16 protein-coding genes and 2 rRNA genes are annotated in these 21,803 nt (G+C 41.5%); 4 read left to right on the top strand and 14 right to left on the bottom strand.

Features of this window, described 5'->3' with window-relative positions; genetic code table 11:
* Positions 1 to 112: 112 nt before the first annotated feature.
* Genes narI through AACU95_RS05020 form a run of 5 tightly spaced genes read right to left on the bottom strand, consistent with a single transcriptional unit; the run spans position 113 to position 8,273 of the window.
* Positions 113 to 790: a respiratory nitrate reductase subunit gamma gene (narI, locus tag AACU95_RS05000; RefSeq protein ID WP_004245424.1), complete on the bottom strand. Its 678-nt coding sequence runs from the start codon at positions 788 to 790 to the stop codon at positions 113 to 115.
* Positions 787 to 1,512 carry a nitrate reductase molybdenum cofactor assembly chaperone gene (narJ, locus tag AACU95_RS05005; protein ID WP_012368809.1) on the bottom strand — a complete coding sequence of 242 codons (726 nt, stop codon included), beginning with the start codon at positions 1,510 to 1,512 and terminating at the stop codon, positions 787 to 789. The genes narI and narJ overlap by 4 nt, the downstream gene beginning before the upstream one ends.
* The gene (gene narH, locus AACU95_RS05010; protein WP_087740928.1) at positions 1,512 to 3,065 is read right to left on the bottom strand and encodes a nitrate reductase subunit beta; all 1,554 of its coding nucleotides are present in this window, start codon (positions 3,063 to 3,065) and stop codon (positions 1,512 to 1,514) included. Before narH ends, narJ begins: the two co-directional genes overlap by 1 nt.
* Entirely contained in the window at positions 3,065 to 6,826 is a 3,762-nt protein-coding gene (locus AACU95_RS05015; protein WP_017628200.1) for a nitrate reductase subunit alpha, read from the bottom strand. The genes narH and AACU95_RS05015 overlap by 1 nt, the downstream gene beginning before the upstream one ends.
* A 55-nt stretch (positions 6,827 to 6,881) precedes the next feature.
* Positions 6,882 to 8,273 carry a NarK family nitrate/nitrite MFS transporter gene (locus AACU95_RS05020; protein WP_004245428.1) on the bottom strand — a complete coding sequence of 464 codons (1,392 nt, stop codon included), beginning with the start codon at positions 8,271 to 8,273 and terminating at the stop codon, positions 6,882 to 6,884.
* A gap of 294 nt (positions 8,274 to 8,567) precedes the next feature.
* Between AACU95_RS05020 and narX the strand changes: the two genes are divergently transcribed.
* Entirely contained in the window at positions 8,568 to 10,397 is a 1,830-nt protein-coding gene (narX, locus tag AACU95_RS05025; protein ID WP_036969725.1) for a nitrate/nitrite two-component system sensor histidine kinase NarX, read from the top strand.
* A 1-nt stretch (position 10,398) separates the two neighbouring features.
* On the top strand, positions 10,399 to 11,052 hold the full coding sequence (gene narL / locus AACU95_RS05030; RefSeq protein ID WP_373115935.1) for a two-component system response regulator NarL: 654 nt from the start codon (positions 10,399 to 10,401) through the stop codon (positions 11,050 to 11,052).
* Here narL and AACU95_RS05035 read toward each other — a convergent pair.
* The gene (locus AACU95_RS05035; protein WP_004245431.1) at positions 11,049 to 11,951 is read right to left on the bottom strand and encodes a LysR family transcriptional regulator; all 903 of its coding nucleotides are present in this window, start codon (positions 11,949 to 11,951) and stop codon (positions 11,049 to 11,051) included. The two genes, narL and AACU95_RS05035, sit on opposite strands and share 4 nt — an antisense overlap.
* A gap of 110 nt (positions 11,952 to 12,061) precedes the next feature.
* Here AACU95_RS05035 and AACU95_RS05040 point away from each other — a divergent pair, with 110 nt between their 5' ends.
* Positions 12,062 to 12,502 (top strand): PACE efflux transporter, encoded by a 441-nt coding sequence (locus AACU95_RS05040; protein ID WP_004245432.1) that lies wholly within the window; start codon positions 12,062 to 12,064, stop codon positions 12,500 to 12,502.
* Between the two features lie 31 nt (positions 12,503 to 12,533).
* Here the strand turns inward: AACU95_RS05040 and AACU95_RS05045 are convergent, their stop codons facing one another.
* The 6 genes from AACU95_RS05045 to AACU95_RS05070 form a co-directional block, all read right to left on the bottom strand.
* Positions 12,534 to 12,764: a hypothetical protein gene (locus AACU95_RS05045; protein WP_004245434.1), complete on the bottom strand. Its 231-nt coding sequence runs from the start codon at positions 12,762 to 12,764 to the stop codon at positions 12,534 to 12,536.
* A 100-nt stretch (positions 12,765 to 12,864) separates the two neighbouring features.
* Positions 12,865 to 13,662, bottom strand: a complete 798-nt coding sequence (locus tag AACU95_RS05050; RefSeq protein ID WP_004245436.1) for a sulfite exporter TauE/SafE family protein — start codon at positions 13,660 to 13,662, stop codon at positions 12,865 to 12,867.
* 159 nt (positions 13,663 to 13,821) lie between these two features.
* On the bottom strand, positions 13,822 to 15,567 hold the full coding sequence (locus tag AACU95_RS05055; RefSeq protein WP_161737191.1) for an acetyl/propionyl/methylcrotonyl-CoA carboxylase subunit alpha: 1,746 nt from the start codon (positions 15,565 to 15,567) through the stop codon (positions 13,822 to 13,824).
* Between the two features lie 16 nt (positions 15,568 to 15,583).
* Positions 15,584 to 17,161 carry a 5-oxoprolinase subunit B/C family protein gene (locus AACU95_RS05060; protein WP_202608883.1) on the bottom strand — a complete coding sequence of 526 codons (1,578 nt, stop codon included), beginning with the start codon at positions 17,159 to 17,161 and terminating at the stop codon, positions 15,584 to 15,586.
* An 81-nt stretch (positions 17,162 to 17,242) separates the two neighbouring features.
* Complete coding sequence (locus AACU95_RS05065; RefSeq protein ID WP_161737193.1) at positions 17,243 to 18,028, bottom strand: LamB/YcsF family protein; 786 nt, start codon at positions 18,026 to 18,028, stop codon at positions 17,243 to 17,245.
* Positions 18,029 to 18,041: 13 nt separating this feature from the next.
* Positions 18,042 to 19,292, bottom strand: coding sequence for an NRAMP family divalent metal transporter (locus AACU95_RS05070; protein WP_004245440.1), 1,251 nt, complete (start codon positions 19,290 to 19,292; stop codon positions 18,042 to 18,044).
* A gap of 472 nt (positions 19,293 to 19,764) precedes the next feature.
* Between AACU95_RS05070 and AACU95_RS05075 the strand changes: the two genes are divergently transcribed.
* Complete coding sequence (locus tag AACU95_RS05075; protein ID WP_004245441.1) at positions 19,765 to 20,424, top strand: GntR family transcriptional regulator; 660 nt, start codon at positions 19,765 to 19,767, stop codon at positions 20,422 to 20,424.
* A gap of 118 nt (positions 20,425 to 20,542) precedes the next feature.
* On the opposite strand, the gene rrf is transcribed toward AACU95_RS05075, so the two are convergent.
* Positions 20,543 to 20,658, bottom strand: a 5S ribosomal RNA gene (gene rrf, locus AACU95_RS05080).
* A 113-nt stretch (positions 20,659 to 20,771) separates the two neighbouring features.
* A 23S ribosomal RNA gene (locus tag AACU95_RS05085) occupies positions 20,772 to 21,803 on the bottom strand; the annotation flags it as partial.

Here is a 21,803-nt window from a genome sequence, read left to right on the forward strand (position 1 = left end):
GATTATTGCTTTAAGCATTCAAAAAATTTGTTTAAGTTAAAAAAAACCCCCGCGGGCGGGGGTGAGATAAGCGCAATTAAAAGTCTCAAATCAACTCAGGAGAAAAATACCTTTAGTGTCGATTACGAACAATTTGGTAACGGCGCGTTAGATACTCAATTGGCACGCTCCAAATATGAACTAAACGGCAGAATGGGAACAATAAAAAAATCGTCATACCTAGGAATATGTGCAATTTAAAAATAAGTGCAACACCTTCAAGATTTGCCGAAGCACCGCCATGGAATGTCACAATAGCTTGCGCCCATGCCACCAGCTTCATCATCTCACTACCATCCATATGCTGTGCAGAGAATGGGATAGTCAGTAAGCCGAGTGCAACTTGGACAACCAGCAAGGTTAAGATCATGATGTCACCAAATGACGATGTTGCTCTTACTCGTGCATTCGTCAAACGACGTTTTAACAGCATAATGCCGCCAATCAGCATTAACACACCACAAGTACCACCACCAACCATCGCCATAATTTGTTTATATTCAATTGGTAGAAAAGATTGATACATCCAGTGTGGCGTTAACATCCCCAGAAAATGACCTGCAAAAATGCCGATAATACCAATATGGAATAAGTTCGAAGCAAGTCGCATGTTTTTCTTGTCTAACATCTGACTGGAGCCTGCACGCCATGTATATTGACCATAATCATAACGTAACCAACTACCGATAAGAAAAACAGCACCAGCAATATAGGGGTAGATATCAAAAAACAACATATTAACGTAATTCATTTTTGTGCTCCCATATCTAGCGAATTACCGACATTGAGATATTGAACAGGCGTTTCTTGCGCAAAACGTCGCTGATGCTGGCTAATATTGTTACTACCACATTGCGCACTTTCACCTAGAAACGTCACTTGCTCTTCTTCCCATACGGCATCTAATGCAGCCGGCGTATCATCTACAGGCTCTTTTTCTACTTGAGCCGCCAGTTGTGAAGCGTCTAACTCACTTTGTGAGAGACAAAGCAATACATCAAAAAGAGCGTGATAATCACTGCCTCGCTGTTTTAAACGCTCACTCAGCAATGCCAAAATAGGGGCAATATTATTAAGCCCTTCAATACTTTCATCGGTAGGCAATAGCGTTAAATACTCAAGGTAAGTAGGTAAGTAATCAGGCAATTCACGACTACTTAAGGTGATCCCTGCTTGTTGATACTGATTAAGCAGATCAACCATTGCCTGACCACGATCACGCGATTCACCATGTACATGTTCAAATAACAATAGCGATCTCGCTCTACCTCGATCAAAAATCTCACTGTAATTCGCTTGTGCATCCAGCAGATCTTGTTGCGTGAGTTCACGAATAAACGCCATTAATTTTGCGACTTGCGTGACAGGAAGCTCGTCAGCTTCCTGCAATGCATCAATGATCTCATTACGATGTTCCCAGAGATCTTCGCTGGGATAATCCAATAACAGAGAAATAACTTTCAAAGAGATCATCATATTTTCTCCTCAGAACGGCGCTCATCTTGAGGGGTTTTGGAAGTGATATCGATGGCATCAATACGATGGCTATTAAACAGATTAAATTTACTCTCGCTGCCATGACAACCATCACCAAAACTAAAACCACAGCCGTTACGCTCAGGAAAAGCTTCTCTTGCTAACTCACGATGGCTAGAAGGAATAACAAAGCGATCTTCATAATTGGCAATCGCCAAATAGCGATACATCTCTTGTGCCTGTGCTTCGGTTAATCCCACTTGCTCTAATGCTGTCAAATCGGTTTTACCTTCTACCGTTTCTGCGCGTTTATAATGGCGCATTGCCAACATTCTTTTTAATGCTAATAACACTGGCGCTGTATCGCCTGCGGTCAGCAAGTTAGCCAAATATTGGACAGGAATACGTAAACTTTCTACATCCGGTAATACTCCCGTATGTGGCAACACTCCTGCATCAGCCGCAGATTGAATAGGTGACAGAGGTGGCACATACCACACCATAGGTAAAGTACGATATTCAGGGTGTAATGGTAATGCCAGCTTCCAATCCACCGCCATTTTATAAACTGGCGAACGTTGGGCTGCATCAATCACACTTAATGGAATACCTTGCTCTTCTGCAGCTTTAATAACTTCAGGATCGAAGGGATCTAAAAAGATATCTAATTGACTTTGGTATAAGTTTTTTTCATTATCAGCACTGGCGGCTTGTGAAATTTTATCTGCGTCATACAGCATCACACCAAGATAACGAATACGTCCAACACAGGTTTCTGAGCATAGGGTTGGTTGACCTGATTCGATGCGCGGATAACAGAAAATACATTTTTCTGACTTACCGCTTTTCCAGTTAAAGTAGATTTTTTTGTATGGACACCCTGTTAAACACATGCGCCAACCACGACACTTATCTTGATCGATAAGCACAATACCATCCTCAGCACGTTTATAAATCGCACCACTTGGACAGGTCGCGACACAAGCAGGATTTAAGCAGTGTTCACATAAACGAGGTAAATACATCATAAATGTATTTTCAAACTGCCCATACATCTCTTTTTGCATATTGGCGAAGTTTTTATCCGCAGCACGTTTGCTAAATTCGCCCCCTAAATCATCTTCCCAGTTTGGGCCTTTTTCGATCTTGGTCATACGCTGACCTGTTATCAACGAACGAGGACGTGCGGTGGGTAATGAGCCTTCTGGGGCATTTTTTAAATGCTCATAGTCATAATCAAATGGCTCATAATAATCATCTAATGCTGGCACATCTGGGTTGGCAAAAATCTTTGATAATAGCCCAACACGGTTACCCATTCTTGGTACTAACTTACCTTTAATATTTTTGATCCAGCCGCCTTTCCACTTCTCTTGATCTTCCCAATTTTGCGGATACCCTGTACCCGGTTTAGTTTCAACATTATTAAACCAAGCGTATTCCACACCTTCACGACTGGTCCAAACATTTTTACAGGTTACTGAACAGGTATGGCAACCGATACATTTGTCGAGGTTCAGTACCATACCGACTTGTGAACGAATTTTCATTATGCCTTCTCCTGTCCATTCAGGGTTTGTTGATAAGCATCGCCTTCACCATCAAGCCAATCAATCTGTTTCATCTTACGTACCACAACAAATTCATCGCGGTTAGAGCCCACAGTTCCATAGTAGTTAAAGCTATAAGCCAACTGAGCGTATCCACCAATCATATGGGTCGGTTTAGGGCAAACACGCGTCACGGAATTATGAATACCGCCACGCATTCCAGTTATTTCAGAGCCTGGTAGGTTTATTTGGCGCTCTTGTGCGTGATACATATAAATCATGCCATCAGGAATACGTTGGCTCACAATCGCTCTTGCGGTTAACGCACCATTACTGTTGTATGCTTCAACCCAATCGTTATCACTAATACCCATCTCTTTAGCATCATCTTCACTCAGCCAAACCACAGGGCCACCACGACCGAGGGTTAACATCAGTAAGTTATCGCTATACGTTGAGTGAATACCCCATTTTTGGTGAGGCGTCAGGAAGTTCAGCGCTTTTTCTGGGAAGCCGTTCGGTTTTTTACCTTTCACTGCTTCGATTGCCTTAGTATCAATAGGTGGACGATAAACCACTAAACTTTCGCCATAAGCACGCATCCACTCATGATCTTGATATAACTGCTGACGGCCACTTAAAGTACGCCAAGGGATCATCTCGTGAACATTGGTATAACAAGCGTTATAAGAGACATGCTCATCTTCCAGACCAGACCATGTAGGACTTGAAATGATCTTACGAGGTTGAGCAACGATATCGCGGAAACGAATTTTCTCATCTTCTTTTACTTTAGCTAAATGAGTGTGATCGCGTCCTGTCACTTTACTTAGAGCATCCCACGCTTTTACCGCCACTTGACCATTCGTTTCAGGTGCTAAAGAGAGGATAACTTCGGCTGCATCAATTGCGGTTTCAATCGCCGGGCGCCCTTTTGCCACACCCTCATGACGAACGCGATTAAGTTTTTTCAGGAAATCAACTTCTGTCTGTGTATTCCAACCGATCCCTTTACCGCCATTACCTAATTTATCCATTAACGGCCCAAGTGAGGTAAAACGAGCATAGGTATTTGGATAATCACGCTCCACAGGAATAAGATGCGGTGCAGTTTTCCCCGGGATAAGGTCACATTCACCTTTTTTCCAATCTTTGACATCAAATGGTTGTGCCATTTCAGCCGCGGAGTCATGCTGTATTGGCTGTGTCACTAAATCGGTTTCAACCCCTAAATGACCGACACACAATTTAGAGAAGGTTTTAGCAATACCTTTATAAATTTCCCAATCGGTTTTAGACTCCCAAGCGGGATCTACCGCGGCGGTTAATGGATGAATAAATGGATGCATATCCGAGGTATTCATATCATCTTTTTCATACCATGTGGCGGTTGGTAACACGATATCGGAGAACAGACAGGTACTTGACATACGAAAGTCTAAAGTCACCACTAAATCGACCTTACCCTCACCGCCTTTATCTTGCCATTCCACTTCTTGTGGCTTAACTTGGCCTTGTTCACCTAAATCTTTACCTTGTAATCCATTTTCCGTCCCTAATAGATATTTCAGTAAATATTCATGCCCTTTACCTGCAGATCCCAATAAATTAGAACGCCAGATAAATAAGTTACGAGGGAAGTTTTGCGGATTATCCGGTTGCTCTGATGCAAAACGGATCTCACCTGATTTCAGAGCATTAACGGTATAATCCGTTGCACTGACGCCAGCTTGTTGAGCTTTCTTGGTAATAGATAATGGGTTAACGTTTAATTGCGGTGCTGACGGTAACCACCCCATACGCTCCGAACGCACATTCATATCAATTAAGCTACCGCTAAAGCGTGATTTATCTGCTAAAGGTGATAGTAATTCTGTCGGTGATACCGTTTCATAGCGCCATTGACTTGAATGATTATAGAAAAATGACGTGCTATTCATATGACGAGGTGGACGCTGCCAATCCAGACCAAAAGCTAATGGCAACCAACCTGTTTGTGGACGCAGTTTTTCTTGTCCCACATAGTGAGCCCATCCACCACCACTTTGGCCAATACAACCACAGAAGATCAGCATATTGATAATGCCACGGTAGGTCATGTCCATGTGATACCAATGGTTAATGCCCGCACCGACAATCACCATTGAACGACCATGTGTTTTTTCTGCATTATCAGCAAATTCACGTGCAATGCGGATAATATCTTGACGGCTAACCCCTGTTACTTGTTCAGCCCATGCGGGTGAATAGGCTTTGATCTCATCATAGTTTGTCGCACAGTTTTCATCATTTAAACCACGATCGACACCATAGTTAGCCAGTAATAAGTCATAAACGGTAGTGACATATTTTTCTTCGCCATTGGCAAGAGTAATGCGTTTTGCTGGCAGTCTATGAACGAGAACATCATCAAGGGCAACACCTTCAAAGTATTCACTCTTGATGCCACCAAAGTAAGGAAATGCAACGTCAACCACATCATCATGGTTTTCTAAAAGACCCAATTGTAAAGTGACTTCTTCGCCACTCTTACCGTCTTTAGGCTCTAGATTCCATTTGGCAGCGCCTTCCCAACGAAAACCCATTGAACCTTGAGGAGCGACCAATTGCTGTGTTTTCTCATCAATAGCAATGGTTTTCCATTCTGGATTTTTCTCCTGATCGAGATTGTTCACTAAATCAGCGGCACGTAGCATGCGACCCGCAACTAATTTGCCAGAATCATGCTTATCTAACATCACTAACATTGGCATGTCAGTGTAAGTGCGCACATAGTTACTAAAGTATTCAGTTTGGCGTTTAACGTGGAATTCGTTAAGAATAACGTGTCCCATCGCCATTGCCATGGCGCTATCTGTACCTTGTTTTGGGTTTAACCACTGGTCACACAGTTTAGCAATTTCAGCATAATCAGGTGTTACTGCTACCGTTTTGGTGCCTTTATAACGAACTTCAGTAAAAAAGTGAGCATCTGGCGTACGGGTTTGAGGTACGTTTGAACCCCATGCAATCAGATAAGAAGAGTTATACCAGTCAGCTGACTCTGGCACATCTGTTTGCTCCCCCCAAGTCATTGGTGAGGCAGGTGGTAAATCACAATACCAATCGTAAAAACTTAAGCAAGCACCACCAATAAGAGATAAATAGCGGGCACCGGCGGCGTAAGACACCATTGACATTGCCGGAATAGGTGAGAAACCAATAATACGATCTGGGCCAAAAGTTTTAGCGGTATAGACGTTAGAAGCAGCAATAATTTCATTCACTTCAGACCATGAAGAGCGAACGAAACCACCACGACCACGAGCTTGTTTATAACTTTTCGTTTTTTCGGGAGCATTAACAATCGATGCCCATGCATCAACTGGATCAGCGTGTTGCGCTTTGGCTTCACGCCATAATTTGATCAGACGTTTACGCACCATTGGGTATTTAACGCGGTTAGCGCTATATAAATACCATGAATAGCTCGCACCACGCGGACAACCACGGGGTTCATGATCAGGCAGATCAGGACGAGTTCGTGGATAGTCTGTTTGCTGGGTTTCCCATGTTACTAAGCCGTTTTTAACATAAATTTTCCAGCTACATGATCCGGTGCAGTTAACACCATGTGTAGAACGCACGATTTTGTCATGCTGCCAACGGCTACGATAACTATTTTCCCAGTCGCGATTAACATTTAACTCTTGCCCGTGATCTTGTGAAAACGTATCACCAAGCTGTTTAAAATAGCGGAATCTATCGAGAAATTTACTCATCAGATACTCTCCCAATGCGCGTTAGCGCGCTCACATTGCGTATAATTCGTCATTATTATTTATTGTGTTTACGTCCATAGACCAACCAAGTGATCAGAACGCAGGCGATATAGAACAGAACGAAGATTTTCATTGCCCCAGCAGGTGAACCCGTCATCGCAAGGGATGTACCAAAGGCTTTAGGAATAAAGAAGCCACCAATCGCACCGATTGCAGAGATAAAACCCAATGCAGCTGCACTTTCTGTTACGGCTTCTTTTTGCGCAGCTTCATCTGAAGCCCCTTGTGCCTTCATGCGATCAATAGTGATTTTTCTAAATACCACGGCAATCATTTGGAATGTTGAACCACTGCCTAGCCCTGCAGTTAAAAACAGCACCATAAACACGCCATAGAAAGCAATAAACGATCCACCAGCACCATTTTCCGGTAGGGTTAAGAACAGGAGCACTGAGAAAATAGCCATAATGATAAAGTTGATAAGCGTCACTTTAATGCCACCAAATTTATCAGATAGCGCACCTCCCACAGGGCGAGCTAATGCTCCAAGTAAAGGACCAAAGAAGGCATAATGTAAAATGACAATATCGGGGAACTGGGTTTTCGATAACATTGCAAACCCGGCAGAAAAGCCGATAAAAGAACCAAAAGAGCACAGATAGAGGATACTGAGTAACCAAAGATGACCACGTTTTAAAACAGGTAGCTGTTGACTTAAAGAAGCTTTATTAGCAGCCAGATCATTCATGCCAAACCAAGCCGCAAAGGTAAAGATAAGCAAGAAAGGTACCCAAATCCACGCCGCATTCTCTAGCCATAAACGTGAGCCATCAGGTTGAACGACACCGGGGCCACTAAACATAGCAAAAACGCCCACACTGACAACCAAAGGCGCGATTAATTGCATCACGCTGACACCTAAGTTACCCAATCCGCCATTTAATCCTAATGCACCGCCTTGGTGTGCTTTAGGAAAAAAGAAGCTGATATTTGCCATACTCGATGCGAAGTTTGCACCAGCAAAACCACACAGCAGAGAGATAACGATAAAAGTGGAATAAGATGTCGTGAGATCTTGCACGGCAAACCCTAGCCAGAGACAAGGAATAATCAGAAATACCGTACTAATAGCCGTCCAACGACGACCACCAAAAATAGGAATAACAAAAGAGTAAGGGACACGTAGTAGCGCACCTGAAACAGAAGGTAGAGCAGTCAGCATAAATAGCTGATCAGTGGTAAAATTAAAGCCAACCTTATTTAAATTGACAGCGACTGCACTAAATAGCATCCAGACGCAGAAGGATAGCAATAGACAAGGAACAGAAATCCATAAATTACGCGATGCGATTTTTTGACCAGTTTTTTCCCAAAAAGCTTTATCTTCAGGATGCCAATTTTCGATCACCCCTTTTTTCATTTTTTCTGGGTGTTGAGAAAGTGCCATAACAACCTCGGTTAACGGTTAAATTGGCTTCTTTTTACGGTGAGATGGGTTTGCGAGTCATGATCTGCATCAAGCAAGATTTTGTTTGATTTTTCATCTAAATCTATGTTTTATACCTAAGTATTAATAGGGTTACGTGACTATTTTAAATGTAAATCAATAAATTAGGTAAAATCACTTACTCTTTATTAAACACATTACAATACTTAGATATTTAGAGGTACTCCCTTTGGAGTATATGTTATTTAGCGGTTTTTTAAGGCAAGATAGACCAGATCAAACTGGGAATACATCATGAAAATGCACAACATTCAATGGCATTATCGCTTTTCAATTATTAATCAAATCGCTATTTTAATGTTGCTTTTCACACTATTTGGTGTGGTAGGTATGGCTATTTCTAACCACATTATTTTAAGCGTACAAGGCAATGCCCACGCCATTAATAAATCCGGCTCACTGCGCATGCAAAGCTATCGTTTACTCTCAGCCTTACCCCTTGATGATAAGCACCGTGATTATCTACAAGAATTAGAAAATGATTTAGATAGTAAAGAGTTACGTCAAGTATTAAGCACCTCATCACTGCAATCACAATATGTACAACTGACTCATTACTGGAAAGAGACATTAAAACCGACTTTGTCAGCAGCCAAACAGCCTAATGATGCGAAACAAGAAGTTATCTTTTTTGTTTCTCAACTCGATACATTAGTATCAAGTATTGACCAACTTACTGAACAAAAAATCCGCCTAGTCGCTTATACTCAACTTATCTTTACCGCTCTTACCTTATTACTGCTGTTTGGTTCTGTTTGGCATTTTCGTCGTCGCTTATTACTGCCTTGGCAACAATTGATGTCCATGGCTAATTCTATTGGACATGGTGATTTTTCAACTCGTTTTCGGCCTCGTCCTCACCATGATGAAATTGCCACACTAGGAATTGCACTTAACACCATGTCAGAAGAGCTATCGACGCTCTACAGTGAATTAGAACAACGAGTCATTGAAAAGACCCATGATTTACAACAGAAAAATAAGGTTCTCTCTTATCTTTATCACTCAAGTCAACAACTGCATTCCCAAGCGCCACTTTGCGCTCGCTTAAGGCAGATCCTTGCAGAGCTACAGCATATTATTCCTGATAGCTATTTGCAGATCCGTCTATATGAAGATAATCAACATACATTATTTAATGAGATAAGCTTAGCCCCTTCCTCACGCCCTGAATATTGTCCAACGCCAGACTGTGAGCGTTGCAATGAAGATGCCAACATCACTACACCGTTAAATAATCGCTTATTACATTGGGAATTGACCGATCAGATCCATCGCTACGGTTTATTCGTAATGCAGTTACCGGAAAATAGTGTACTTACTGACGAACAGAATAATTTAATGCTCTTATTGACTAAGCAAATTTCCGCAATGCTTGCCATGGAGCAACAAAATGAACAGCAACAACAGCTATTATTAATGGATGAGCGTTCAGCGATTGCACGTGAATTACATGATTCGATTGCTCAATCGCTATCATGTTTAAAAATGCAGGTCAGTTATCTACAAATGCAATCGGAAACCTTGCCAGATAACTGTCAAAAACTACTAAAAGAGATGCGAGAAGAGCTAAATGTGGCTTATCGTCAGTTAAGAGAATTACTGACCACATTTCGCTTGAAATTGACAGAGCCTGGCTTATTAGCCGCATTAGAAAATACAATAAATGAATTTAATCAACGTTTAGGGTTTGCTATCCATTTTGATTATCAGTTACCTGCAAAATGTGTTAATTCACATCAAAGTATTCATGTGGTGCAAATTGTCCGTGAAGCATTAAATAATATTCTGCAACATGCGAATGCAAACTGGGCTGAAGTCGCATTAACACTTAATAATGGCATCGTTGAACTGCAAATTAATGATAATGGTGAAGGTATTACGCCTAATCCCGAAAAGATAAATCACTACGGACTGATTATTATGCGTGAACGCGCGAATAGTCTGAATGGCTCTTATAGTATAAGGGTTCGCAAAGAAGGTGGAACGCAAGTATTTGTCACATTTCCGTTAATCACTACCCATAAAGATCCTATCGAAAAGGGAGCAAATCATAATGAATAATATGGGAGCAGTCGCAGACAAAGCGACTATTTTATTAATTGATGATCACCCGATGTTACGCAATGGTGTGAAACAACTTTTAAGTCTTGATACAACATTAACTGTCGTTGGTGAAGCTGGCGATGGTATTCAAGGGGTAAAATTAGCTGAAGAGTTAGATCCTGATTTAATCCTACTCGATCTCAATATGCCGGGTATGAATGGTTTTGAAACACTCGATCAATTGCGATTACGATCGCTCTCTGGGCGGATCGTTGTGTTTAGTGTATCAAACTACAGTGATGATCTGATCACCGCCTTAAAACGGGGAGCGGATGGCTATCTCTTAAAAGACATGGAGCCAGAAGAGCTATTAGCCGCTTTAAAGCAAGCAGCCGCAGGGAAAATGGTGGTTAGCCCAACATTAACCCCCATTTTAGCGCAGTCACTGCGAGAAGATCGTTCTGAAAGTGAGCGGGATATAGACCAACTCACCCCACGAGAGCGCGATATTTTAAAGCTGATAGCACAAGGGCTATCCAATAAGATGATCGCACGTAAACTCGATATTACTGAAAGTACCGTTAAAGTACATGTCAAACATCTACTCAAAAAGATGAAATTAAAATCTCGTGTTGAAGTCGCGGTTTGGGTTCATCAACAACGTGTGGATTAATCAAAATTGGGCACAATGGGTTGGTGAATATTCATTAACTCCACCAATTCCTTTGCCCCTTTTTGTAGTGACTCGCCTTTTAACCACATTGCATGTACCGGTAAGCGCAATTCATTTTTAGTATTTTTAAATTGCAGTTGTTTTAATTTTCCCTTTTGTAACTGCGTATAAATCAGCGAATAAGGTAAATTCCCCCAGCCCATCCCCGCTTCAACCATACCTAATGCCATTTGAAAGTTATCTGTTTGCCAGTAATTAGTCGCCACTAAAGAGCGTACATCTCTTATCTCTTGAGTATGGCTGGCTATCATTATCTGTCTTACATTCACTAAATCTTCAATAAATACCCCTGCAGGGTGAGCAAGTGCAATATGACTTGCCGAAATTGTGGCAACTAATGACTCAGAGCCCAAATATTGAAATTGTTCATCGCCATTGACGTATAACCCACCATACACGAGACATAATTGGATTTTACGTGCGTGCAGCATCTCAATAATGTCATCTTGTGCCGCGGTTACTACATTCACTTTTAGTAAGGGGTAACGCTGTGTTAACTCAGATAATGCCGGTAATAAATAATCGGGATTAATATCTGCCGCGACGCCAATATTTAATATACTTTCCAGATCCATTGAAAGCTCTTGTGCATGAACCTGTAATAGCTTTAATTGCTCAGCAATCATTCTGGCGTGAGGTTCAAGTGCTTTAGCTTTTTCTGTTGGCCGTGGCTCTCTTGATGAACGCTCAAACAGCGCATAACCTAATTCAGCCTCCATATTAGCAATCGCCATACTGACCGCAGAAGGAACACGTTTTAATGAACGCGCAGCCGCAGAAAAAGAGCCTTTATCCATAACGGCTAAAAATATCGCGATATGTTCACTTGAGAACTGCATGTTCACTCCTGATGTTTCAGTTAAATTGATATTAGCTAACTTTTTCTGTCACTATTACTGATTTATCTTACGATGCTTAACCACACTGATCCACAAAAAAAGAGAGTATCATGCAAGGTATTAAGCGAAAAATTGTCTATGTTACCGCTTATGAAGTATTTGGTTGGGTTATCTCATCGGTAGGACTGGCGCTTTTAGCCGATAGTTCAACCGCTGTTACGGGGCCACTCGCACTCATTATTACCACTATCGCGGTAAGTTGGAATTTTATTTATAACTGTTTATTTGAATTTTGGGAGAGTCGACAAAAGTCGAGAATTCGCACCTTTAGACGCCGTCTTGCTCATGCGGTAGGTTTTCAGCTTACGTTGGTAGTTTACCTTATTCCGCTGATAGCTTGGTGGCTAGGGGTTTCATTATGGCAAGCACTGGTGATGGATTTTGCACTTATTATCATCATCCCTTGCTATACATTTGTCTATAACTGGGTATTTGACAAAATTTTTGGCTTACCAAAATCAGCATTGCCCGAAGATGTGCCTGTTGCTTAATAAAGTGATGTAGAAGTGATCGTTATTTCGATCACTTCTCTATTGGATAAATATCTTCTAACGCAAATTGTTCAATCCCACCTTCTAATTCACAGCGCCCTAACCCAATATTTTTATCATCTGCCGTCGTCCTTCTTAGCAATTTACCGGTCACTTGTGATAATGCGCTATCTAACTCCAACACACGATAATATTCCTTCATATAGCTCTCTTCACCCAATGCCATATAAACCAAAAACTCATCGCCGACTTTAATGTTCATATATACCCTTATTTTTCATTATCCTGCTAAATTCAATGATGAAAATTAGTCTAACTAATCATTATCTATTAAAAATTGACTTATTCGATATTACATTAAATTAATTTATTAGTTTCCAACTCATCATAATGATGCTGATCAGAATAAATAACAGAGTTAAATATTGAAAAAAGCGCTCAGATAAATACACCAGTAAATAGCGCGCTAAAGGAATCGAAATAAGTGATCCTAAACAAAGAATGATGGCCGTATGCACATCGGTATAGCCACCAGCACTATAAGCAATAGCAGAGCCACCTGACAAAATTGTAGTAATAAATATAGAACTACCGATCGCTTCCTTAATATTCATTTGTGCAAAACGCATAAGCACGGGTAAGACAACCAATCCTCCACCAACCCCCGTTGCCCCTAAGACAAATCCGGCACTCATACCGGGAACAAAAAGAGAATTCAGAGGAATTGATGAGCTAGGTGCCAATGATGATAACGGATGTGATGATGTGGATTTTTTGAATATTCGTTGTAAAAAAAGGAACATTGAAAAGATAATCGCCACAATCATCAGGATATTAATGCCTAATTCAACCTGCTCATAATATTGAGGTTGTGATCCCAACCAGGTTACCCCATAGCTGGCTAAAAATGTGGCCGGAAACATGATCCCTAAAATCAATAATGCTGGTTTTAATGGAATATTTCCTAAACGAAAATGAATATAAGAAGAGGAAATTTTCATTAACATCGATAATAAATTAGCGGTCGCCACTGCTGCTAATGCATTCATTCCAAATAAATAGATAAGCACAGGTAATAAGATAACACCACCCCCAACTCCCGTTGTGGTGATAACTAAACCTATCGCAGAACCAATAAGGAGTTGAGTGACCAGCAGCATCTAATTTCCTTTTGTAGAAAACATATTCAGTTTCGATTATAAGCAAAATAACTTATAACCAAAAGGAATTAGATATAACAAATAAGAATATAAAGACGGTTATTATAAAAAAGCCTCTTATTGCTAAGAGGCTTACTCGATAATAGTTTGATAACTCAGCTAGTTAATCTCAGCTAATAGACTGTCTGCTGAAAAATAGTCACCGGCTTTCGCCTTTTGCTGCAATACACCATGACAGGTAGCAACTACCTGTACTTCCATTTTCATCGCCTCCATAATGGCAATAACATCCCCTTGATTGACTTTATCACCATCGGATAATAACCAACTATGTAATATCCCTGAAATCGGTGCAGTGACCGCATTTTCCCGCACCTGACACTCTTTGTGCTCGCTAATAGCCGTGGGTATAACGGCCGAGAGAGAAAGTAATTGTGCGGGTAGCGCTAATTGATGACGACGACCATCTATTTCAATAAAGGTACGCACTAGTGGTTCATTTTCTGCTGGTATACTACGAGGAAAATGACTTTTTTGTGCTTGAAAATCGCTTTCAATCCAACGAGTGTGAACACTGAAGTTATCAATAAAATCAGGATGTTCCATCATTTCGCGATGAAAAGGTAATACACTGGCTACGCCTGCGATGTTAAATTCAGCTAAAGCTCGTCGCGCTCTCGCAATGGCTTGTTCACGACTTGCCCCTGTTACAATAAGTTTTGCCATCATTGAATCAAATTGACGTGATACTTGGTCATTTTCCGCCACACCACTATCAACACGAACGCCCGGCCCAGCCGGTTGACTAAATTGGCTAATTAAACCGGGGGTGGGTAAAAAACCTTTTGCCGGATCTTCTGCATTGATCCTAAACTCAAAACTATGGCCACGAGGCTCAGGGGTTTCATTAATACTTAACGGTAATCCCTCAGCAATACGCAATTGTTCAATCACTAAATCAATACCGGCTGTTTCTTCAGTCACCGGATGCTCTACTTGTAGACGTGTATTCACTTCAAGGAAAGAGATTGTCCCGTTCGCACTCAATAAAAATTCTACCGTCCCCGCACCGATATAACCTGCTTTAGCACAAATGTCTTTTGCTGATTGATGAATACGTTGCCGTTGTTCATCAGTTAAATAAGGGGCAGGGGCCTCTTCAATAAGTTTTTGATTACGGCGCTGTAATGAACAATCTCGTGTACCAACTACCACGACATTGCCTAATTTATCAGCAATAATTTGTGCCTCAATATGGCGAGGCTTATCAAGAAATTGCTCAACATAGCATTCACCACGACCAAATGCGGTTACTGCTTCTCTTACCGCTGAATGGTAAAGCTCTTCAATTTCTGCCATATGATGGGCAATTTTTAGGCCTCGTCCACCACCACCAAATGCCGCTTTAATGGCGATAGGCAAGCCATACTGTTTCGCAAAATCCAGAACCTCTTTAGCATCACTAACCGGATCAGCAGTACCATTCACCAATGGTGCACCTACGGATTGTGCAATTTTACGCGCTTGAACTTTATCCCCTAATACTTCGATAGTCTGTGGATCTGGGCCAATCCAAAGGAGTCCCGCTTGCTGTACCGCTTTAGCGAAATCAGCTCGCTCAGAAAGGAAGCCATAACCAGGGTGGATCATGGTGGCTTTGCTTTTATGGGCAATTTCAATGATTTTATCTATCGCTAAATAACTTTCTTTCGGTGAGTTACCCTTTAAACCATAGGCTTCATCTGCAAGACGCACATGTAATGCATCTATATCATCATCTGCATAAATAGCAATGGACGTTGCACCATAATCCTGACAAGCACGAATAATACGAACTGCGATTTCACCTCTGTTAGCAATCAACACTCGATGCTTCACTCGTTGCTTTTGGTTAGTTGTTATCATGAGTGGCATACTCCTATCAATATTCTTGAAATAAAGTAATTGGGTTAAAACGAATTTTAGCGTTAATAGGGATTTGCCCCGCCAATGACAGATGGTATTCGGCAACAGCCCCAATTACGGGGTATCCTCCAGTGAGAGGGTGATCATGAAGAAATAATACCGGTTGACCATTAATCGGTACTTGTATGGCACCAATGCAAGTTCCTTCACTCGATAACTCTTGTTGTTGCTGACGTTCAAGCGATTTATCCCCCAATAAACGTAATCCGATACGGTTAGATTGTGGTGTCACTTGCCATAATTGTGAGGTTAATGTTTTTATCGCATCTTCTGTAAACCAATCCGTACGAGGTCCTAACACAATATCAAGGGTAACGATATCCTCTTGCTTTGGTAAACTGAAACTCGGTTGCTCTTGGCTAATAATGCCCGTTAATGCGTTATCATCGTTTAGATGAAGAATATCGCCATTTTGTAAGGCTCGAGGGCCAATCTGAGCTAAAGTATCAAACGCATAACTACCTAACACTGGGCTTAATTCAAAACCCCCTCTCACTGCCAGATAACTACGAATCCCCGCTGTAGGTATCCCTACAGTGATTTCATCTCCACTACGTACATCAATAGTTTGATAAGTAGAGAAAAAGGCTATATCTCCGGTCGTTTGTTTTAAGCTGATCGTACAATCTGCACCTGACAGCGCTATGACACAGTCTTGTTGCGCTTTTAGTATTAATCCACCTTGTGTTATTTCTAATGCTGCTAATGAAGGCGGGTTTCCCACTAAGCGATTCGCTGCATGTAACGCACATTTATCAAGTGCTCCTGATGCACTAACCCCCATTGATGCAGCACCTAAACGCCCTTCATCTTGAAATAAGGTTTGTAGACCTGCGGAAATAACATATAGCCCTTTATCCTTGTTAAAGGATAAAGCATTAATAGATTGTTTTTTCTCAGGTAATGAAACCGTCACTGGCGCTTTTTGTACATCAACAAACTGTACAGTATCACCAGGTAATAAAAATGCCGGCTGTTCACGTGAGAGATCCCACATTTTTATCTCTGTAGTACCAATTAATTGCCAGCCACCAGGGCTTTGCTGTGGGTAAACACCGCTAAATTCTCCCGCTAATCCTACAGAGCCTGCGGGGATACGTGTACGTGGTGTTTTACGTCGAGGAACATAAAGCTCAGTTTTATCAGCAATTAAATAAGCAAATCCCGGTGCAAACCCCGTAAAAGCAACTTGATAAGTTTGTTCTGTGTGTCTGCGGATCACCTCTGTCGCAGTGATCCCCAATAATTCAGCCACCTCATGCAGATCTTCTCCTTGATAATGAACGGGGATTGTTAATAAGTGACTTTGACGCATCGCGATCGCTTTTATCTCGATATTGCGCAATATTGCCACTAACTCTTTCGCCGTAATTAACCAAGGTACATATTGGATCAATAGTGTTTTTGCCGCAGGAACAATATCTTCTATCTCAGCAATATTGGCTTGCTTAATTGCTTCATAAAACGCCAATGTCTCTTTTAATGAAGTCAACTCAACTAATATGTGAGATAAATTAACAGGTAAAAAGCGCAAAATACGCCTCCCTTTTATTGCCAATAACGGATCGAGCGGCTGCTGTAATAGCATCAGGCGTTGCTTGCATAAAATAAGTCATTACGACTCCTTTATTCCTATTGCAGATGTGAAAGGTTTTATCGCAATACCGTGTGTTATTAAGATCTCTTTGACACTTTTTGCGAGATTAACCGCATCAGGACTATCACCATGAACACAAATAGAATCCGCCTGTATAGCAGTAAAAGTACCCTCTATCGATTCAACGCCCCCTTTTTGTACTAGCTTTAACATACGCTGAGCCACCAATTGAGGATCGTGTAATACAGCCCCCTCTTGTTTGCGCGAAACAAGTGTGCCATCAGCATGATAAGCTCTATCAGCAAAAGCTTCGGCAACAACACGTAACCCTTTCTCTTTCGCAAGTGTGATCAACGGTGATCCCGCTAAAGCCACTAAAATAAGTTGTGGATCAATAGCTAAAATAGCTTCAATAACTGCTAATGCTTGGCGTTTATCATGAGCAATGGTGTTATAAAGCGCACCATGAGGTTTAACATAAGTTACCTTCATACCGACGGCTTTCGCTAAACCTTGCAAAGCGCCAATTTGATAAATGACATCAGCGGTTAATTCATCACTGGCAATATCCATATTGCGTCGCCCAAAACCCACTAAGTCAGGATAAGCAACATGAGCACCTATCGCGACTTGATGCTGTTTCGCTGCTTTTAATGTTTTTAAAATGCCTTCTGGTGAACCAGCATGAAAACCACAAGCAATATTGGCACTGCTGACAATTTCAAGCACTGCAGCATCATTGCCCATACGCCATTGACCAAAGCTTTCACCTAAATCACTATTTAAATCTACCGCTTTTATCATCGTTATTATTCTCTTAAGCAATATTGAGGTAATTGAAAATAGCGCCAACAGACATGATCCCCATATACCAAGTCAAAGCGCAGACTAAAATTGCCGACCATTGCAACCACATTGGATATTTATAGCCATTCATAAGATCTTGACGACGCCATGCAACAAAAATAAATAACGTCATACCAATAGGTAAAATCAATCCGTTGAAGCCACCAGCAAAGACTAATAAGGCAGCAGGAGCTGTTCCCATAACCATATAAATTGCCAATGAAATAGCGATAAAAATAATAGTAGCAATATTGCGTTGACGCTCTGTAATACCCTTTTTAAACACGGTTATAAACGACATAGACGTATAAGCAGCACCAATCACACTAGTCAGTGCGGCTGCCCATAAAATAAGACCAAAAATTCGTAGTCCAGTTAAGCCCGCTGCATGTTGGAATGCTTGAGAAGCAGGATTAGCCGCATGGCTGGAAATATCTAGTGTCACTCCACTTGCGACAACACCTAAAATTGCTAAAAATAGGATATAACGCATTAATCCAACCACTAATATCCCTTTAGTTGCCGCGCTAGATACCGCATCGATATTTTCAATACCTGTTGTACCTTTATCGAGCAGACGATGTGCTCCTGCATAACAAATATAACCACCAACCGTACCTCCGACGATGGTTGTTATAGTGGCAAAATTAATCGTATTAGGCAGTACTGTTTGTTTTAATGCTTCACCTATAGGAGGATTGGACGCAAACATTACAAAAAGTGTTAATAAAATCATCACGATGCCAAGAACAATGATCATACGATCAATAAAATGACTTGCTTTGCGTGAAGAGAAGATATAAATCGCCAGTAAAGCACTTAAAACCCCACCCCATTTAGGATCCAGTCCTACCATGGCATTAAGCCCTAAACCAGCCCCAGCAATATTACCGACATTGAATACCAAACCACCAAAAATAACCAATACAGCTAATAAGTATCCACTACCGGGAATTGCCTTATTCGCAATATCAGAAGCGCGCATGTTAGTCACGGTAATGACTCGCCAAATACTTTGTTGCACAACAAAGTCAATGACGATAGAAGCTAATATCCCAAATGCAAAGGCTGCTCCCATCGTCGCTGTAAAGGTAGCTGTTTGCGTAATAAAACCTGGACCAATTGCAGATGTAGCCATTAAAAAAATCGCTGCAATTAATGATGAACGCCTATTTTTTATAAATGATGGTGATGTTGTATTCACAGGATCTTGTGTAGCCATAACAGGCCCCCTTTTATCATAATTATTTTAATTATTATTGCTTAGGTAAGTAGTAAGGCAATTAGCATGCCATTGTTGAGCACGGAGTAATAATTGTTAATCAATAGATATTAGATTGTTGAACAATTAATAATAATAGATGAATAAATAAGCAAATAGATTTAAATATACGATGATAAAAGTGCCAACAAGATCTCATTTTTAACATTTTATTGACATTTGAGTGGGAGAGTAAAAAATAGATATGCCCCAAAATAGCGCATAAAAAAGAGTTATGCGCAAAATTGGTGCATACATTTTGGCATCAAATACAGTTGATAATATAAAAATTTATTAATAATTTTGTTAACTATTTTTAATAAAAACAAGGATAAAGAGAGTGAGGAAACTAGCACAGTTGTATATTAGAGGTTATATATTATATAGCTGACTGTTAGAATAGAGGCTTCTATTACGTTTATAGCAGAAGATAATGCAGAAAAAAACATCACCACAGATCCTTTGCCAAAAAATCGCTGATATTATTCGCCAAAAAATTACTATCGGCGAATTACCTCCAGGAGAGAGGCTTTCAGAAGCTACTTTAAGCGAGCAGCTTGAAATATCTCGTAATACATTAAGAGAAGTATTTCGTATATTAACCCAAGAAGGCCTATTAACCTATAAACCTAATCGTGGTGTGTTTGTTTCTGTACCAGATATGGCATCAATTATGGATATTTATCGCGTAAGAAGGCTGATTGAATGTGATGCTTTACGACATGCCTATCCAATGCACCCAGCCATTTCCCGCATGCAAGATAACGTTAATCAAGCAAAAATGTTTCAACAACAAAAAGATTGGAATAGCGTTGGAACCTGTAATATGCATTTTCATACCGCTATCGTCGAGCTTTCTGATAGCCCTAGGTTATTTAAACAATATCAACTTATTTTAGCAGAATTACGATTAGCCTTTGGTTTACTCAATGATCCTCAATTATTACATGCTCCTTATATTGAGAAGAATGAGCATATTTTAACGCTATTGATGAATGGGAAAGCGCAAGAAGCGGCAATCGAAATGGAAAGTTATTTAGAAATATCCGAGCGAACCGTATTAGCCGCTTTTTCTCGCCACAACATCTGTTAATATCAACGAAAAATAGATAGTAAAATTGCCCTCATCTAGAGCATGCTTAAATTCACAGGATTAGTTTTCAAACGCAAAGAAGCCAACCCATTGGGTTGGCTTTCTCGTCTTATTTAATGCTTGGCAGTTCCCTACTCTCACATGGGGAGACCCCACACTACCATCGGCGCTACGGCGTTTCACTTCTGAGTTCGGCATGGGATCAGGTGGGACCACCGCGCTATGGCCGCCAAGCAAATTCGGTTTTAATCACTCGCTTCCTTCCTTTCGGTAAGTCGCCAGTAATTCAATCTTAAACAAGCTGACTTCATCGTTTCGTCTCTCTGACAAAACACTTTCGGTGTTGTCAGGTTAAGCCTCACGGTTCATTAGTACTGGTTAGCTCAACGTATCGCTACGCTTACACACCCAGCCTATCAACGTCTTAGTCTTAAACGTTCCTTTAGGTCACTTAAAGTGACAGGGAAGACTCATCTCGAGGCAAGTTTCCCGCTTAGATGCTTTCAGCGGTTATCTCTTCCGCACTTAGCTACCGGGCAATGCCATTGGCATGACAACCCGAACACCAGTGGTGCGTTCACTCCGGTCCTCTCGTACTAGGAGCAACCCCTCTCAATCTTCCAACGCCCACGGCAGATAGGGACCGAACTGTCTCACGACGTTCTAAACCCAGCTCGCGTACCACTTTAAATGGCGAACAGCCATACCCTTGGGACCTACTTCAGCCCCAGGATGTGATGAGCCGACATCGAGGTGCCAAACACCGCCGTCGATATGAACTCTTGGGCGGTATCAGCCTGTTATCCCCGGAGTACCTTTTATCCGTTGAGCGATGGCCCTTCCATTCAGAACCACCGGATCACTAAGACCTACTTTCGTACCTGCTCGAGCCGTCACTCTCGCAGTCAAGCTGGCTTATGCCTTTGCACTAACCGCATGATGTCCGACCATGCTTAGCCAACCTTCGTGCTCCTCCGTTACTCTTTAGGAGGAGACCGCCCCAGTCAAACTACCCACCAGACACGGTCCCCGACCCAGTTTATGGGCCTAGGTTAGAACATCAAACGTTAAAGGGTGGTATTTCAAGGTTGGCTCCATGCAGACTGGCGTCCACACTTCAAAGCCTCCCACCTATCCTACACATCAAGGCTCAATGTTCAGTGTCAAGCTATAGTAAAGGTTCACGGGGTCTTTCCGTCTTGCCGCGGGTACACTGCATCTTCACAGCGAGTTCAATTTCACTGAGTCTCGGGTGGAGACAGCCTGGCCATCATTACGCCATTCGTGCAGGTCGGAACTTACCCGACAAGGAATTTCGCTACCTTAGGACCGTTATAGTTACGGCCGCCGTTTACTGGGGCTTCGATCAGGAGCTTCGC

Origin of the sequence: Proteus sp. G4415, assembly GCF_963896075.1 — a bacterium.
Classification (GTDB): domain Bacteria; phylum Pseudomonadota; class Gammaproteobacteria; order Enterobacterales; family Enterobacteriaceae; genus Proteus; species Proteus mirabilis.